This window comes from Streptomyces sp. NPDC002104 (assembly GCF_053593795.1).
The window spans coordinates 385,627-401,027 of record NZ_JBSFDF010000001.1; the positions used below are offsets into that span (position 1 = coordinate 385,627).

The window sequence follows — 15,401 nt, forward strand, 5'->3', positions numbered from 1 at the left end:
CTCGCAGAGGTCAGCTGAACGCGCGGCGGTACGCGTGGGGGCTGACCCCGGTGGTGCGTTTGAAGCGGTCGCGGAAGGCCGTGGGCGAGCCGAAGCCGACCTGGGCGCCGATGCGTTCGACGGAGTGCTCCGTGGTCTCCAGGAGGTGCTGCGCCTGACGGATGCGGGCGCGGTGCAGCCACTGGAGCGGGGTGGTCCCGGTCTGTTCGCGGAAGCGGCGGATCAGGGTGCGCGTACTGGTCCCGGCGCGGGCGGCGATGTCGGCGAGCGTGAGGTCACGGGCCAGGTTCTCCTGCAGCCAGGAGAGCAGGGGTTCCAGCACGGAACCCCTGGGGGTGGGCGCGTGGCCGTGCACGATGAACTGCGCCTGCCCGCCCTCCCGTTCCAGGGGCATGACGGACAGGCGGGCCGCGTCGGCGGCGACCGCGGAGCCGTAGTCCCTGCGGATCATGTGCAGGCACAGGTCCAGGCCCGCGGCGGCGCCGGCCGAGGTGAGGATCCGGCCGTTGTCGACGTACAGGACGTCCGGGTCCACCTCGATGTCCGGATACGTGGCGGCGAGCAGGTCGGCCGCCATCCAATGGGTCGTCGCCCGCAGGCCGTTGAGGAGCCCGGTCGCGGCCAGCGGAAAGGTCCCCGAGCAGATGGAGGCGATACGGGTGCCCCGCGCGGCCGCCGCCAGCAGCGCGTTCCGGACGGCGGGAGCGAGCGGGGCCGTGGGGACGTCGGTACCGGGCACGATGACCGTGTCAGCGTCCCGGAGCCCCTCCAGCCCCCACGGCGCGCGCAGGGCGAAGGACCCCGCGTCGACCTCGGGCCGCTCCGCGCACACCCGGATCCGATAGCCCGGGCGGCCGTCCGGCAGGCGGGTACGGGTGAAGACCTCGATCGGGGTGGACAGATCGAAGGGGATCACCCGGTCCAGGGCGAGGACGGCGACGGTGTGCATGGCAGGAACATACCTGCCCGCTGAACCAGGTGGAGGGGCGTGTGCTCCCTGGTTTGCCTCCTCGTGCAGGTCGGAGGACATCTGGAGGGGGTCTGGAGGGGTTCTGGAGGGCGGCGATATCCCGTTGGAAGGTGTCATTAATGCCACTGGGACGGGAGCGGCCGGACCCCTAGCGTCGAGGGCGAGCCCGGTACGGACCGGACCGCCGCACACGGAGGAACCCTTCATGCACGCCCAGATCGTCCTGTTCGACGGCTTCGATCCCCTCGACGTCATCGCCCCCTACGAGGTGCTCCACGCCGGAGGCACCGCATCCGGCGGCGCGGTGAGCGTGGAACTCGTCTCCGCCGAAGGACCACGCGAGGTGGTCAGCGGCACCGGGGGCCTGGTGCTGCGCGCCACGGGCACCCTGGATCCCGGCCGCGCGGGCCTGGTCCTGGTTCCCGGAGCCTCGGGCCGTGTCGGGGAACCCGGCGAGGTCCCGGACGCCGAAGCCGGCCAGGGGGAGTGGAGGCAGGACGAGTTCATCCCCGTCCTGATCGGACGCACCCTGACCACCGAACTGCCCGCGCTGCTGGGGGAGGCGATGGCCAACCCGGGGACGACGGTCGCCGCGGTGTGCGGAGGCTCGCTCGTCCTGGCCATGGCCGGCCTGCTGGAGGGCCGCCACGCCACCACCCACCACCTGGGCCTGGACATGCTCGACGCCACCGGCGTCCACGCCGTACGGGCCCGCGTCGTCGACGACGGCGACCTCGTCACCGGCGCCGGTGTCACCTCCGGGCTCGACCTGGGCCTGTACCTGCTGGAACGCGAGGTGGGCCCGAGGATCGCGCAGGCCGTGGAGGAACTGTTCGCCCATGAACGCCGCGGCACCGTCTGGCGCGACCGGGGCCCGGCCCCGGTCGCTCTCTGACCGCTGCCCCGTACCCGCCCCGCACCTCGAAGAAAGAACCGCACCATGTCCGTTGAAGGAACCTGGGACCTGACCGTCTCCACCCCCATCGGCCGGATCGGCGCCGTGGTCGAACTCCTGCGCCGGGACGGCGTCCTGACCGGGATCGCCCACGGGGCGGGGGAGGAGGTCCCCCTCACCGACCTCGTCCTCGCCCTCGGAGCCGACAGCGAGGCCGACGGCGACGGTGACCGGCTCACCTGGAAGCAGGCCGTCACCAGGCCGATGCGGCTGAACCTGGCCTTCGCCGTGACGGTGACCGGCGACTCCCTGGCCGGTACCTCGAAGGCCGGCCGCCTGCCGGCGTCCAAGGTCACCGGCCGGCGCCGTGCCGCCGGGGTCCGGACGGACGCGGAGCCGCGCCCGTGACGAAGCTCTTCCTCTCCCTGCACGTCCTCGCCGCCGTACTGGCCATCGGGCCGGTCACCGTCGCCGCGAGCATGTTCCCCGCGGCGCTGCGCCGCGCCACCGGCCCGGCCGGTGGCGCTTCGGGTGGGGGTGACGCCCTCCCGAACCTGCGGATGCTGCACCGCGTCTGCCGTGTCTACGCGGCCGTCGGCACCGCCGTTCCCGTCCTCGGGTTCGTCACGGCGAGCAGCCTCGGAGTCCTCGGCAGCGGATGGCTGATCGCCTCGATCGTGCTGACCACCGCGGCGGCCGCGATCCTCGCCCTGCTGATCCTCCCGGGCCAGGACGCCGCCCTCAGCGCACTACAGGAGCGGGGGCAGGAGCAGGAGCAGGAGCAGGAGCAGGGTCATGGACAGGGGCATGGGCAGGGACCGGAGCAGGGACCCGGTCCCGCCGCCCGGTCCGCCGCGCGCCTCGCCATGTTCACCGGGGTCTTCAACCTGCTGTGGGCCACCGTGACCGTCCTGATGGTCATCCGCCCGGGCTCCACCACGGGAGCCTGAGGGCCGCCCTCCGCCGCCCGGGGGCTACGCCTCCCCGGCGGCGGAGGCCGCCCCGGCCGCGTCCAGGCGACGGGCCAGGTCCCGTAGAGCGGCGGCGTCCAGCCGATGGCCGCCGTAACCCGGCACGGGTACGTGCAAGGGGGCCGTCCAGGACTCCGGGACCGCCGCCGCGCCGTACCGGGCCCCCGCCAGGGTGCCGGTCACCGCCGCCACCGTGTCGGTGTCGCCGCCCAGGTCCACGGCGGCCCGTACGGCCTCCGCGAAGCCGGTCGTGGTGCGCAGGGCCCACACCGCCGAGCCCAGGCAGGGCCACACCGCCCCGTTGAACTCGGTGGCCAGGTCCGGATGCCAGTCGGGGGCCAGCACCCGGGCGTACCGCTCGCGGTGGTCCGGATGCACCCGCTCCAGCGTGGCGGGGAGCGCGGCGAGCGGGTCGCCGCCGTCCAGGGCCACGCGTACGAGCTCGTGCAGGACGGCCGTGCCCTCCCACGCGGCCCGGTCCCCGTGGGTGAGCGCGGCGATCCGGCGGGCGGCGGACATGGTCGCGTCCCGTCCGGAGGGGGCGAAGTACACCGCGGAGGTCGAGGCGCGCATCAGGGAACCGTTCCCGGCCGCCCGCCCGTTGACCTGGAAGTGCAGCGCGGCGGCCACTTCCCAGGGGTCGCCGCTCGTCAGCACGATCTCGGTCTGCAGTCCGATGTCCTTGGGGTCCCCCGCCGCCCAGCGCCTGAACCGGCTGAAGACGTCCGGGAGTTCGAGCCCGCCGCACTCCAGCAGGGATTCGCCGACCAGCACGGCCATCTGCGTGTCGTCGGTGGCCTCGCCCGGGTCCCAGCCGCCGCCCCCGCGCATCTCCTGGCCACGGGCGCTCAACTGCCCCGCGGGGCCGAACTCGTAGGGCGCGCCGAGCGCGTCCCCCGCCGCGGAGCCGACCACGGCTCCGACGGCACGGTCGGCACGGTCGGCACGGTCGGTGTGGGCGGTCACGGGGTCCCCTCCTGAGGTGCGGGGCCCAGGGAGTCCAGCAGGTCGCGGGCGAAGGAGTCCAGGTCGTCCAGTCCGGCGGCGGCCAGCGTGCCGGGAGTCCCGGACAGGAGGGGCGGGAGGGCTCCGTGCAGCGCAAGGGTGAGGGTGCGGGCGTGCTCCGGACCGGCCGGAAGCCCGGCCGTCCGCAGCAGGTGCCCGTACATCGCGAAGTCCGAGGCCGCGATCGGGTCGAGCAGCGCGGCGAGCCACGGGCGTCGGGTGGCCTCGCTCTGGAGTTCCAGGTACGCCGCCATGCGGGGGCGGCCCGCCCCGGCCACGTCGCGCAGCAGTCCGGCGAGCAGGGCGGCGAGCCCCGCCGGGTCGGCGGGTCCGGGGCCCGCGCCCGCGAGGCGGGCGGCGAGCGCGCGGTACTGCTCCACGCAGCCTTCCGCGACCGCCTGCAGGAGCGCGTCCCGGGTGGGGAAGTAGTTCTTGGCCGTGCCGAGGGGCACGCCGGCCGCGGCGTCCACGGCCCGGTGCGTCAGTCCGCGCCCGCCGGCGTCCGCGAGCACGGCCGCGGCGGCGTCACGCAGCAGGTCCCTGCGTTCATGGTTCACCTTGCCAGCTTAACCACACCCGTGGTACCACGGGTGTGGTACCGCGGGTGTGGTGGTTAAGTGGCGTGTTGGTGAGTGGGCGTGCGACGTGGAGGTGGGTCGTGGTCAGGAGCGGATCGGACGCTGCGGGAGGGGAGCGTGGGGTGCGTGGGGAACGTGCGGTGCGGCAGGCCGGGCGGGCCGTGGTCGTCGGTGCCGGGGTCGGCGGTCTCGCCACCGCCGTCGGACTGCGCCGCGCCGGCTGGGAGGTGACCGTCCTGGAGCGGCGCGCCGCGCCGGCGCGGTACGGGACCGCCTTCGGGATCCATCCCACCGCGCAGACCGCCCTCGACCGGCTCGGCCTCGGCGAGGCGCTGCGGGCGCGCGCCGTCCCGTACCGCGAGGCGCGGATCCGGCGTCCCGACGGGCGGGTCCTCGCCGCGCTCCCGCTGGAGCGGATCGAGCGCAGGACGGGACGCCCCGAACTGCTCATCGCCCGCCCCCACCTGATCGACGCGCTGCTCGCCGAGCTCGGCCGGCTGGGTGGCGCGCCCGTCGCCTACGGCCAGGCCTACACGGCTCCGGCCGCGCCCGGCGCCGACCCGTACGCCGGCGCCGACCTCCTCGTCGGTGCGGACGGGATCAACAGCGTCGTCCGCGCCGCCCGCTTCGGGACGGGCAGCGGCCCGCGCGAGCTCCCCACCGCGGCCTGGATCGGCATCGCCGGATTCGAGACCGGGCTCTACGGCGAGACCTGGGGCGACGGCACGTTCTTCGGCATGACCCCGGTCGAGCCGGGCCGCACCAACTGGTACGCCGTCGTCCCCGGAGCCACCACCGCCGACGGGCTGCGGGCCGCCTTCGCCGACTGGCACGAGCCGATCCCGCGCGTGCTGGCCGAGACCGACCCGCTGACGTGGATCCGCTACCCGATGCGCCACCTGTATCCCGCCCTTCCCGCCTTCACCCGCGTGGACGGCCCCACCGGGCCCACGGAATCCACCGGCCTCGCCGCATCCACCGGCCTCTCCGGCCCCATCTGCCCCGTGGCGCTGGTCGGGGACGCCGCCCACGCGATGACCCCGAACCTGGGCCAGGGCGCCTGCACCGCGCTCCTCGACGCCGAGGCCCTGTCCCGGGCCGTCGCCGCGCACGGGCCCGGTGCGGTGCCCGCCGCCCTGCGCGCGTACGAGGGAGAACGCCGGCGCAGTGCCCAGCGCGTGGCGTTCGGCTCCCGGACGCTGCACCGGTTCGTGACGACCCGCCGTCCGGCCCTGCGGGACGCCCTCGTCGGCCTCCTGCCGGGTGAGGGACAGTGGCGTCCCTGCGGAACGTGAGTACGCTGCTACACATGACGGGTCACCCCCCGGGGCCGCTCTGGACGGGCCGGGCCTCCAACCGTGTGCAGTGGCTGCTCGCCGCAGCCGGTGCGGCCTTTCTCGCGCTCGGGATCGAGCTCGCCGTCGACTACGCCTGGGACGCCGGTGTCGTCGCGCTGCTCATGGCGGTGATCGGCTGTCTCGCCGCGGGCCTGCTCGTCCTCTTCGGAACCCTCGCCTTCGTGCACGCCGCCGTCACCGTCGACGCCGAGGCCGTCGAGGTGCGCTGCGGACACATCGGGCTGCCCCGCCGCAGGATCCGGCTCACGGACGTGGAGACCGCCGAGTACCTGCCCCGGATCACCCCGCAGCAGTGGGGCGGCTGGGGCTACCGCTGGCGCCCCGAGCGCGGCACCGCCGTCATCGTCCGGCGCGGCGAGGGGCTGGAGCTGCGCCTCGGCGACGGCAAACTCTTCACCGTCACGGTCGACGACGCGCAGAACGCGGTCCTCGTGATCCGCGCCCATCTGCGTGCTCTGGCCCACTGACTCCGCCGCCGGCGCAGGCCGGGGACGTACACTCCGCCAGATGAGCAGCAGTGCGACCCGCGCGGCCGGGAACGAAGCCGGGAACGAGACCGGGAACGACCAGGGGCCCGGGCCCGGGCCGGTACCGGCGCGGGAGGCCGTCGTGGAGGGTTCCCCCCTGCGCCGCCTGGCCGGCCGGTTCGCGCGGCCCGCGCTCGCCGTCCTCTCCGGAGTGCTCCTCTATCTCAGCTTCCCGCCCCGCCCCCTGTGGTGGCTCGCCCCCCTCGCCCTCGCCCTGCTCGGCGGATGCCTGTACGGGCGCCGCGCGCGGGCCGGGTTCGGCCTCGGCGTGCTGCACGGGCTCGGATTCCTGCTGCCGCTGCTCGTCTGGACCGGCGAGGGCGTCGGCCCGGTGCCGTGGCTGGCCCTGGTCACCCTCGAATCCCTGCTGATCGGCCTCACCACCCTCGCCGTCGCCCTCGTCAGCCGGCTCCCCGGCTGGCCGCTGTGGGGCGCCGCCGTCTGGATCGCCGGCGAGGCACTGCGCGCCCGCGCCCCCTTCGGCGGCTTCTCCTGGGGCAAGCTCGCCTTCGGCCAGCCCGACGGGGTCTTCCTGCCGCTCGCCGCGCTCGGCGGCACCCCGCTGCTCTCCTTCGCCGTGGCCCTGTGCGGATTCGGGCTGTACGAGGTCGTGCGCGTCGGCGCCGGCACCCGCCGGGCCACCGCCGCGCTGCTCGCCGCCACCGCCGTGGCCGCCCCGCTCGCCGGGGCGCTGGCCGCCCGGCCGCTGGTCTCCGACACCGCCGAGGACGGCACGGTGACGGCCGCCGTCATCCAGGGCAACGTGCCCCGCGCCGGATTCGACTTCAACGCCCAGCGCCGCCAGGTCCTGGACAACCACGCCAACCGCACCATCCAGCTCGCCGAGGACGTCAAGCTCGGCAAGGTCCCGAAGCCCGACCTCGTCGTCTGGCCGGAGAACTCCTCCGACATCGACCCGTACGCCGAGCCCGACGCCTACGCCGTCATCGACAACGCGGTCAAGACCATCGGCGTGCCCGTCGCCATCGGTTCCGTACTGGCCCCGGAGACCGGGCCGCTGCGCAACACGATGATCCTGTGGGACCCGGTCAAGGGCCCCGTCGACACCTACGACAAGCGCAAGATCCAGCCCTTCGGCGAGCGCATCCCGATGCGCTCCTTCGTCCGCCTCTTCAGCTCCGACGTGGACCGGGTGCGGCGCGACTTCGGCCCCGGCAAGGAGCCCGGGGTCTTCGACATGGCGGGCAGCGGGGTCGGCATGGTCACCTGCTACGAGGCCGCCTTCGACGACGCCGTCCGCTCCACCGTCCGGGCCGGAGCCCAGGTCATCGCGGTGCCCAGCAACAACGCCACCTTCGGCCGCACCGAGATGACCTACCAGCAGCTCGCCATGGACCGGGTGCGGGCCGTGGAGCACAGCCGGACCGTCCTGGTGCCCGTCACCAGCGGGGTCAGCGCCGTGATCCGCCCCGACGGCGAGATCGTCCAGCAGACGAAGATGTTCACCGCCGACGCCCTGGTCGCGAAGATCCCGCTGCGCTCCACGCAGACCCCGGCCACCCGCTTCGGCCCGCTCGCCGAGTACCTCCTGCTGGCCGTGGCCGCGGGCGGCCTCGGCTGGACCCTCGTACGCCGGATGCGCAGGGCCTCGTAGGGCCGCCGGGCCGCGGAAGCCGCAGGGCCTCGTAAGGTCGGGGGATGACCACACCTGACTTCATCCGCACCCTGCGCGCCACCGCCGGTCACCAGTTGCTGCTGCTGCCCGGGGTGACCGCCGTCGTCGTCGACGACGAGGGGCGGGTCCTGCTGGGCCGGCGCGCCGACACCGGACGCTGGTCGGTCGTCGGCGGGATCGCGGAGCCGGGGGAGCAGCCGGCCGACACGGCGGTGCGCGAGGTGTACGAGGAGACGGCCGTGCGGTGCGTACCGGACCGGGTGGTGCTGGTGCAGATGCTCCCGCCGATCACCTATCCGAACGGGGACGTCTGCCAGTTCCAGGACATCACCTTCCGCTGCCGGGCCACGGGCGGCCAGGCGCGGGTCAACGACAACGAGTCGCTGGAGGTGGCCTGGTTCGCACCGGACGCGCTGCCGGAACCGCTGGAGTCCTTCGCCGTGGACCGGATCCGCCAGGCCCTGCGGGACGAGCCGACTTGGTTCGCGGCCCCGGCTCAGCCGTTGTCGGACGCCTCGCGGTAGAGCTCCACCGCCTGGTCGCCCATGACCGCGCTGTACGAGACCTCCGGCACGGTCCCGCCGCCCTCGTAGCCCCCGAGGACCCCGGCAAGGGCCCCGCCGACGAGCCACGGGCTGCCACTGGTGCCGCCGCTGAGGTCCGGGCACTCGATGCGGCGCTGGGTCCCGGAGAACAGGGTCGTGGCGTTGGAGCAGTACAGCGGGGACTCGTCACTGCTCGGGTACCCCACCACGGACACCGTGACGTCGGCCGGCTGCTGCGCCACGACCGGGAAGCCCCCGACCACGTCCTCGATCCGCCGGCCCTCCAGCGGGGCCACCGTCGCGAAGGCGATGTCCTCGTCGGGGTCCTGGCCGTCCGTCCAGCCCGGGCCCAGGTACACGCCGGTCAGCTTCCACAGGCCGTACGGGGCCCTGCCCTCGCGGTAGCCCGGGGCGAAGGTGGTGCCGTCCACGCCGTCCGCGCCGGCGCCCAGACAGTGCGCGGCGGTGACGATCACGTCCCGGTCCTGGCTGCGCACCACGGAGGCCGTGCAGTGGTGGCCGTCGCCGAGGCCGCCCGCGAAGAGCGCGCCGACCCGCCCGGCCGTGGCGTCGGCCGGGGCCGTGACCGTGACGCCGAGCGGCGGATCGGCCGGCGCGCCGGGGACGTCGACGCCGAGCAGGGCCGCCGTGGCGGTGAGGGCGAGCAGGACCCGGGCGGCGCGCCCGCCACGGGCACGGGCGCGGGAGCGGCGGTCCGGTCGGGGGCGAAGGCGCTGGATCATGCATCCGAGCCTTGCCGGGCAACCTGTGATCAGAACGGGGAAGTCCATGTGAATCCGCTGTGAATCGGCGGCGCGCGCGTCGGCTGCGAGTCACCGGCGCGCATCACCGGCGCGCACCGGCACGGCCGCCGACCGGATGGGCGCCGCCCGTTGGCCGCGAGCGCGGGGTGACCATGGACCACGACCCGGAGCGGGCCTGGCCGCACTTCCGCGGCCGGCGCGTCAACTACGAGGCGGTCGCCCACGCCCTGGCCCACCGCATCGACGCGGTGCCCGCACCGTGGTCCGGCCCCCGCCGCCGGGGCGGCGGCCCCGTCGAGGTCCCGAGGTCCCCACCCCGGTGGACCGCAAGCCGGTGGACGGCTGAGGGCGGGGCGGGGGCGGGGGCGGGGCGCGTGAGCAAGCCCCTCAGCCGCGCCGCTCGTACACCGTCACCCGGCGGCCGCGGACCTGCCGGTCCTCCACCACGGTGAACTCCGCCCGCAGGACGGCCGCCTTCGCCCGGTCCGCCGGGGAGCCGGAAGGCTTCGCCTTCTTCCCCGAGTCCGTCACCAGGAGGACCCGCCGCTGCTCCCGCAGGGCCGCCGAGATCCGTGCCGGGGAGGCCTCCTCGCCCTTGAGGGTCCCCGACTCCGCGGGGCTCCGGACCAGGGCGACGTCCTTCAGCCCGGCGAACGCCCCGGGCGAGACCAGCGCGGTGTCCCGCCGGGCCGCCGGGACGAAGAGCACCGCGTCGCCGTCGCGCTTCAGCGCGGACACCTCCCCGGCCACCGCCAGCACGTCGTCCACCCGGCTCGCCGCGGACCGGTCGGCCAGCGCCACGGGCAGCAGCGCCACCGCCGAGACCGCGACCACGGTCGGCACGAGCAGGCCCGACGCCCTCGGGTACCGGGGCGCGAGGGCCCGTACGGCCGCGCCCAGCGCCGCACCGATCAGCAGGGCCAGCCCCAGCATGGAGAACAGCACGTACCGGTCCAGGAACAGCGGCTGGACCAGGGAGGCTGCGGCCAGCCCCAGCAGGGGGACCGCCAGCAGCGGCAGTCCGACCGAGGCCGCCGTCAGCCGGGACGGGAGCCCGGTGCGCGGCCCGCCCCGGAGGTCGGCCCACGCGGCCAGGGCGCCGACCGCCAGCAGGACGCCGGGCCCGATCAGCATGTGCCAGGTCAGCGGCGGTATCCAGGAGACCTGCCCGGACTGGGTCCGGCTGAACAGGATCAGCGGCAGCGCCCCCGCCACGGCCGCCGCCGAGGCGAGCAGCCAGGGCGCCACGACACGCCGCCCGGCCCGGGCCCACCACAGGGTCACCGCGTGGGCGGGCAGGATCAGCAGGGAGAACCAGTTCAGCAGGGCGCAGACCAGCACGAGGGCCCCGTACGCCGTCCAGCGCGGCCAGGTGCGGCGCGCGGGACCGGCCGAGGCGGCGGCCGCGACCCGCGAGACCAGGAGCAGCGTCGACAGTCCGGCGCCGCCCGCGATCAGCGCGTACGACCGGCCCTCCTGGAGCTGGAACTGCACGGCCGGCAGCAGCCCGAGGGCCAGCCCGCCGGCCAGACCCGCCCACGGGCCCGCCAGCCGGCGCCCGATCAGCGCCACACAGCCGGCGGCGACCGCCACCGCCAGCACCGAGGGCAGCCGCAGGGTGGCCGTGCTCGCCCCGAACACCGCGAAGAGCGCGTGCATCAGCAGGTAGTACAGGCCGTGGACCGCGTCCACGTTCCCGAGGAGGTGCCAGATCTCGCCGGGGGAGCGCTCCGCCACCTGCCAGGTCGCCGCCTCGTCCCGCCACACGCTGTGCTGCCGGGAGAGCCCCCACCCTCCGAGCGCCAGGGTCCAGAGGACCGGAACCAGCCACACGAGGGACGGTCGGCGGACACCGGCACCGGCACCGGCACCGGCGCCGGTGCCGGTGGATATGTGGGAACTCATGAAAGCGCGACGATCCTCGGGCAGCCGTTCGGGTGGAAAACACCAGTCTATGGACGATACGGAGGGTTCCCGGACCGGGTGTTGTGCACGACGGAGCGTGATCAAGCGGCCCGTCCGCCCCTAGCCTCGCCGCAGGCACGGTGCGCAGCAGGCACGCAGGAGCACGAACGAGGGGCGGTACCCGGTGAACTGGCTGATCCACGACTACCGCGAGAGCGATCTCGCGGCCGTTGTCCATCTGATCGACACCACGGCCGAACTCGGCCAGGAGTCGGTCTTCTCACTCGCCGAGTGCATCAGCGCCCTCACCGACCGGCAGCCCTGCGTGGTCGCCGTCCACCAGGGCGTCCCCATCGGCGCCGCCCTCGCCTGCGTCACCGGCGAACGCGCCTGGGTCATGCGGATCGCCATCGCCGCCGGCTGGCGCGGCCGCGGCCTGGCCAGCGCCCTGCTCGTGGAGCTGGAGCGCAGGCTCATCGCCGCCCGCGTCGGGCGCATCGCGTACGTCCTGCCCGAGGAGGACCTGCTCGGCGAAGGCCTGCTCAACGCCGGCTACACCCGCCAGCCCGCCGTCGCCTACTTCGAGAAGACCGAGCCGCTGCACGGCCCGGCCGCGGGCCTCCTCGACGACCTCGGCGGCCGCTTCCTGCCGAACGACCTGTGGGCCAAGGTCGCCGGCATGGAGACGGAGAAGGACCTGATCGAGCGGCGCGTGGTGCTGCCGCTCGCGGAGCCCGAACGGGCCGCCGCGCACGGGGTGCGGCCGCCGCGCGCCATCACCCTCTTCGGCCCGCCCGGCACCGGAAAGACCACCTTCGCCCGGGCCATCGCCTCACGGCTGGGCTGGCCCTTCGTGGAACTGCTGCCGTCCCGCCTCGCCGGCGAGGGCAACCTCGCGGCGGCGCTGCGCGACGCGTTCGCCCGCATCGCCGAGCTGGAACGGGTGCTCGTCTTCATCGACGAGGTCGAGGAGATCGCGCCCGTGCGCACCGAGCCCGCGCAGCCCGGAGGGATCCACGGGGTGACCAACGAGCTGCTCAAACTGATACCCGGCTTCCGCGAGGGCGACGAACGGCTGCTGGTCTGCGCGACCAACTCCATCCGCTCCCTCGACCCGGCCTTCCTGCGCCCCGGCCGCTTCGACTACCTGATCCCGATCGGCACCCCGGACGCGGGGGCGCGCGCCGCGATCTGGGCCCGGTACACGGCGGGCCGTCCCGATGTGGACGTGACGGCGCTGGTCGCGGCGAGCGAGCTGTTCACCCCGGCCGACATCGAGCACGCGGCACGGATCGCGGCGCAGGTGTCCTTCGAGCGGGACCTGGAGGCGGTGGGCGCGCGCGGCGCGGCGGCCGCGCAGCTGGGCGCGAGCACGGAGGACTACCTGGCGGCGGTGGCGCAGTGCCGGCCTACGGTGACCCCGGCGATGACGGGCGAGTTCGCGGCGGACATCACCGCGCACGCCCGCTTCTGACGGGGAGGCGCCCGGAAGGGAGCCGCCCGAGCTGCCCGCCCGCCACGGACGGGAAGGCAGAAATGGCCCGCAGCCACTCCCCAAAGCGGCTGCGGGCCTCCCGCGCGGACTTGGCATCCGTGCGGGACGGCCACGTTCCGTTGGGGTGTGTCGCCGGCTGGAACGTGGCAGCAAGGGTGCCGTGAGGGCCGCATCCCTGATGCCCTCGCCAACACATTCGAGTCAACCAGCGACGGGGGTGTCCGCGCCTCGGCCGCACGGCCCCGATCCCCCCGGCCGTAAGGACGGGCCGGCGGGGCCGGGGCGTTGGCCGAAAGGAGGACCGGGGGCCCGGCACGACACCGGCCTAGGGGCGGCAGCGGTACGTGAACTCCGCCGCGGCCGTCCGCCGTACGGGGGAGACGAGCTGGAGTTCGGCCTTCGCGGGATAGGTGCCCGCGCCCTGGAAGGTCCACAGCAGGTGCAGCCGGGCCTCCTTCCGGCCGCTCGGCACCCGCTCGCTGAGCTGCTCCGAGTGCGTGCCGTCACTGCGCAGCCAGCGGTACGTGAGCACCCCCGGGCGCCCGTTGGTCCGTACGACGGCCACCACATCGGCGGTCCCGTCGCAGCCGGGACCCTTGGCGTCGGCGGCTGCGGTGGACACCACCACGTCCCCGACCTCCAGGGCCGGGCCGTAGCGCTGCCAGCCCAGGTAGACGAGGACCCCGGTCAGGACCACGGCGGCCAGGGTGTAGCGCCGCCACTCGCTCCGCCGGCGGGGGGCCGGGGCGGGGTGGAGGGGGAACGGTGCGGGCAGCGCGGCCGTCACGCCCGGTCCGAAGCGCAGGACCGAGCCCTCGACCCGGTCCGGCACGGCCCCGGCCGGTACCTCGAACCGTGCGGTGGGGCCGGTCCGTTCGGGTGCACCGGGGTGGGGGAGCCGTTCGGTGCGGTCGAGCCGCTCCGTGTCGTCGCACCGCGCGGTGTCTTCGGGCCGCGCCGTCCGGTCCGGGCCCGCGTACGGTCCGGTGATCCAGTGGCTGCCGAGCACGGTGGCGCTGTAGTCGTCGTCGCCCTGCGGGGCGTGGGGATCGCTCATGCCGGCTTGCACCCCCGGATGTAGACGCTCTGTACGGAACTCTGGTTGGCGGCGGCCGGCTTGGTGGTGGCGCGGACGCTCCAGTAGCAGCCGGCGGCCTGCGCGAAGGTGTGCGTGAGGGTCGTCGTGCCGGGGCTCCCGGCGGCGAACTCGACGCTCTGGCGACCGTCGGCGACGGTCAGGGCGCCCTTGTCGTCGCCGGTGAACCACTCGACGACCAGGGTGTACGGGCCCGCACCGTCGCTGTCGACGGAGAAGGCGGCCGCGGTGGTGCCCGGCGCCGTCTGCCGGAAGGAGGTGACGGTGACCGCGGAGATCTTGACGGTCGGGGTAGGGGTGGGGGTCGGCGTGGGGGTCGGCGTCGGTGTCGGGGTCTTGGGCGCCGTCCAGGTCGGTGTCGGTGTCGGCGTGGGTGTGGCCGTCGGCATCGTGTAGCTCGGGGTCGGGGTCGCCGACGGCGATGCGGACGTCGTCGGCGACGCGGACGGCGTCGGGGCCGGCGTCACGGACGGGCTCGGTCCCGGCGTCGGGCCGCCCGGGCCGGGCGCGGAGGCGCGCGAGGTCGCGAACGCGTTGAGGGCCCGTACGCCGCCCTGCTCCGAGCCCACCGCCTGGTAGCCCAGTACGGCCACCAGCCCGAGCGCGAGCGCCGCTCCCGCCGCGAGCAGCCCGCGCCCGCCCGGGGCCCAGCGCGGGGGCGGCTCCGGCAGGACCGTGGTGGCCAGGGCGGTGGTGCCCTGCGCCGGGGCGCCCGCGGAGGGGAACAGCAGGGGCAGCAGGGCCGCCAGCGCGGCGAGCTTGCGCTGTCCGCGCTGCTCCCACTGGGGCCCGTACGCCGCCAGGGCCACGGCCTCCAGTTCCGCGACGAACGCCTCCGCGTTCTCGGGCCGTTGTTCGGGAGCCTTCGCCAGCCCCCGCCGGATCAGCGGGCGCACCGGCTCGGGTGCCTCGGTCTCCGGGACCGGAGCCTCGACGTGCTGGACCGCGAGCTCCGCGAAGTTCTGCCCGTCGTACGGCTTGCGGCCGGTCAGGCATTCGAAGAAGGTCGCCGTGGCCGCGTACACGTCGGCCTCGGGCGACGCGGGCCGGCCCTGCCACTGCTCCGGCGCCATGTACGCGGGGGTGCCCGCCGCCCCGGGCGTCGTGCCCAGGGGGGTGGCGATCCCGAAGTCCACCAGCTTGGAGGTCCCGTTGGCCGCGACCAGGACGTTGGCCGGTTTGTAGTCCCGGTGGACCACGCCGGACCGGTGCGCGTCGGCCAGCCCCAGCAGGGAGCCCTTCAGCAGCACCAGCGCCGCCTCCGGTCCGGTCCGTCCGCACTGCTTGAGGAGGGCGTTCAGCGGGATGCCGTCCACGAGCTCCATCACGATCGCGGCGCCGCCGGGCGCCTCCACGTACTCGTACAGCCCGACCACGTAGGGGGAGCGCAGGGCGCCGAGGAGCTGGGCCTCCGCCCGGAACTCCCGTACGAAGACGGGGTTTTCGAGCATCCGGTCGTTCAGGTACTTCACCGCGACGGCCGTGCCCGTGCCCTCGTGGACCGCGAGGACGACGCGGCCGCTGGCGCCCGAACCGAGCTCGCGGACCTCCGAGTAACCGGGAACCGACCACACGCCGTTCATGCCTTCCCCCTTGCCGTGGCGTGACCGCGCCCCGGAGCCGGTCGTTCCGAGGACCGGCCATCACCTGGGACAC

The 15,401-nt window shown here is 75.0% G+C and carries 15 protein-coding genes; 8 read left to right on the plus strand and 7 right to left on the minus strand.

Translation table 11 applies throughout. The annotated features are described in order from the left end of the window. Positions 1 to 10 precede the first annotated feature (10 nt). Complete coding sequence (locus tag ACWCP2_RS01710; protein WP_450906576.1) at positions 11 to 949, minus strand: GlxA family transcriptional regulator; 939 nt, start codon at positions 947 to 949, stop codon at positions 11 to 13. A gap of 226 nt (positions 950 to 1,175) precedes the next feature. Between ACWCP2_RS01710 and ACWCP2_RS01715 the strand changes: the two genes are divergently transcribed. Genes ACWCP2_RS01715 through ACWCP2_RS01725 form a run of 3 tightly spaced genes read left to right on the plus strand, consistent with a single transcriptional unit; the run spans position 1,176 to position 2,815 of the window. Next, on the plus strand, positions 1,176 to 1,865 hold the full coding sequence (locus ACWCP2_RS01715; RefSeq protein ID WP_450906577.1) for a DJ-1/PfpI family protein: 690 nt from the start codon (positions 1,176 to 1,178) through the stop codon (positions 1,863 to 1,865). Between the two features lie 45 nt (positions 1,866 to 1,910). Further along, complete coding sequence (locus ACWCP2_RS01720; RefSeq protein ID WP_450906578.1) at positions 1,911 to 2,273, plus strand: hypothetical protein; 363 nt, start codon at positions 1,911 to 1,913, stop codon at positions 2,271 to 2,273. Then, on the plus strand, positions 2,270 to 2,815 hold the full coding sequence (locus tag ACWCP2_RS01725; protein ID WP_450906579.1) for a hypothetical protein: 546 nt from the start codon (positions 2,270 to 2,272) through the stop codon (positions 2,813 to 2,815). Before ACWCP2_RS01720 ends, ACWCP2_RS01725 begins: the two co-directional genes overlap by 4 nt. Positions 2,816 to 2,839: 24 nt before the next feature. On the opposite strand, the gene ACWCP2_RS01730 is transcribed toward ACWCP2_RS01725, so the two are convergent. After that, positions 2,840 to 3,802, minus strand: a complete 963-nt coding sequence (locus ACWCP2_RS01730) for an ADP-ribosylglycohydrolase family protein (RefSeq protein WP_450906580.1) — start codon at positions 3,800 to 3,802, stop codon at positions 2,840 to 2,842. Further along, entirely contained in the window at positions 3,799 to 4,398 is a 600-nt protein-coding gene (locus ACWCP2_RS01735; protein ID WP_450906581.1) for a TetR/AcrR family transcriptional regulator, read from the minus strand. Before ACWCP2_RS01735 ends, ACWCP2_RS01730 begins: the two co-directional genes overlap by 4 nt. Positions 4,399 to 4,541: 143 nt before the next feature. Here ACWCP2_RS01735 and ACWCP2_RS01740 point away from each other — a divergent pair, with 143 nt between their 5' ends. Genes ACWCP2_RS01740 through ACWCP2_RS01755 form a run of 4 tightly spaced genes read left to right on the plus strand, consistent with a single transcriptional unit; the run spans position 4,542 to position 8,464 of the window. Continuing rightward, entirely contained in the window at positions 4,542 to 5,714 is a 1,173-nt protein-coding gene (locus tag ACWCP2_RS01740) for an FAD-dependent oxidoreductase (RefSeq protein WP_450906582.1), read from the plus strand. Positions 5,715 to 5,728: 14 nt separating this feature from the next. Beyond that, positions 5,729 to 6,244, plus strand: coding sequence for a hypothetical protein (locus tag ACWCP2_RS01745; protein ID WP_450906583.1), 516 nt, complete (start codon positions 5,729 to 5,731; stop codon positions 6,242 to 6,244). Positions 6,245 to 6,284: 40 nt separating this feature from the next. After that, on the plus strand, positions 6,285 to 7,919 hold the full coding sequence (gene lnt / locus ACWCP2_RS01750; protein ID WP_450906584.1) for an apolipoprotein N-acyltransferase: 1,635 nt from the start codon (positions 6,285 to 6,287) through the stop codon (positions 7,917 to 7,919). Between the two features lie 44 nt (positions 7,920 to 7,963). Continuing rightward, a complete protein-coding gene (locus ACWCP2_RS01755; RefSeq protein ID WP_450906585.1) occupies positions 7,964 to 8,464 on the plus strand; it encodes an NUDIX hydrolase in 501 nt (166 codons plus the stop codon). Here the strand turns inward: ACWCP2_RS01755 and ACWCP2_RS01760 are convergent. Together ACWCP2_RS01760 and ACWCP2_RS01765 are read right to left on the minus strand one after the other, a co-directional pair. Continuing rightward, on the minus strand, positions 8,437 to 9,228 hold the full coding sequence (locus ACWCP2_RS01760) for a trypsin-like serine peptidase (protein WP_450906586.1): 792 nt from the start codon (positions 9,226 to 9,228) through the stop codon (positions 8,437 to 8,439). The genes ACWCP2_RS01755 and ACWCP2_RS01760 overlap by 28 nt on opposite strands. 408 nt (positions 9,229 to 9,636) lie before the next feature. Further along, positions 9,637 to 11,154: a glycosyltransferase family 39 protein gene (locus ACWCP2_RS01765; protein ID WP_450906587.1), complete on the minus strand. Its 1,518-nt coding sequence runs from the start codon at positions 11,152 to 11,154 to the stop codon at positions 9,637 to 9,639. Positions 11,155 to 11,338: 184 nt separating this feature from the next. Between ACWCP2_RS01765 and ACWCP2_RS01770 the strand changes: the two genes are divergently transcribed. Further along, positions 11,339 to 12,628, plus strand: a complete 1,290-nt coding sequence (locus ACWCP2_RS01770) for an ATP-binding protein (RefSeq protein ID WP_450906588.1) — start codon at positions 11,339 to 11,341, stop codon at positions 12,626 to 12,628. A gap of 346 nt (positions 12,629 to 12,974) precedes the next feature. Here the strand turns inward: ACWCP2_RS01770 and ACWCP2_RS01775 are convergent, their stop codons facing one another. Further along, positions 12,975 to 13,706, minus strand: coding sequence for a hypothetical protein (locus ACWCP2_RS01775; RefSeq protein WP_450906589.1), 732 nt, complete (start codon positions 13,704 to 13,706; stop codon positions 12,975 to 12,977). Beyond that, positions 13,703 to 15,328 (minus strand): serine/threonine-protein kinase, encoded by a 1,626-nt coding sequence (locus ACWCP2_RS01780; protein ID WP_450906590.1) that lies wholly within the window; start codon positions 15,326 to 15,328, stop codon positions 13,703 to 13,705. Before ACWCP2_RS01780 ends, ACWCP2_RS01775 begins: the two co-directional genes overlap by 4 nt. Positions 15,329 to 15,401 lie beyond the last annotated feature (73 nt).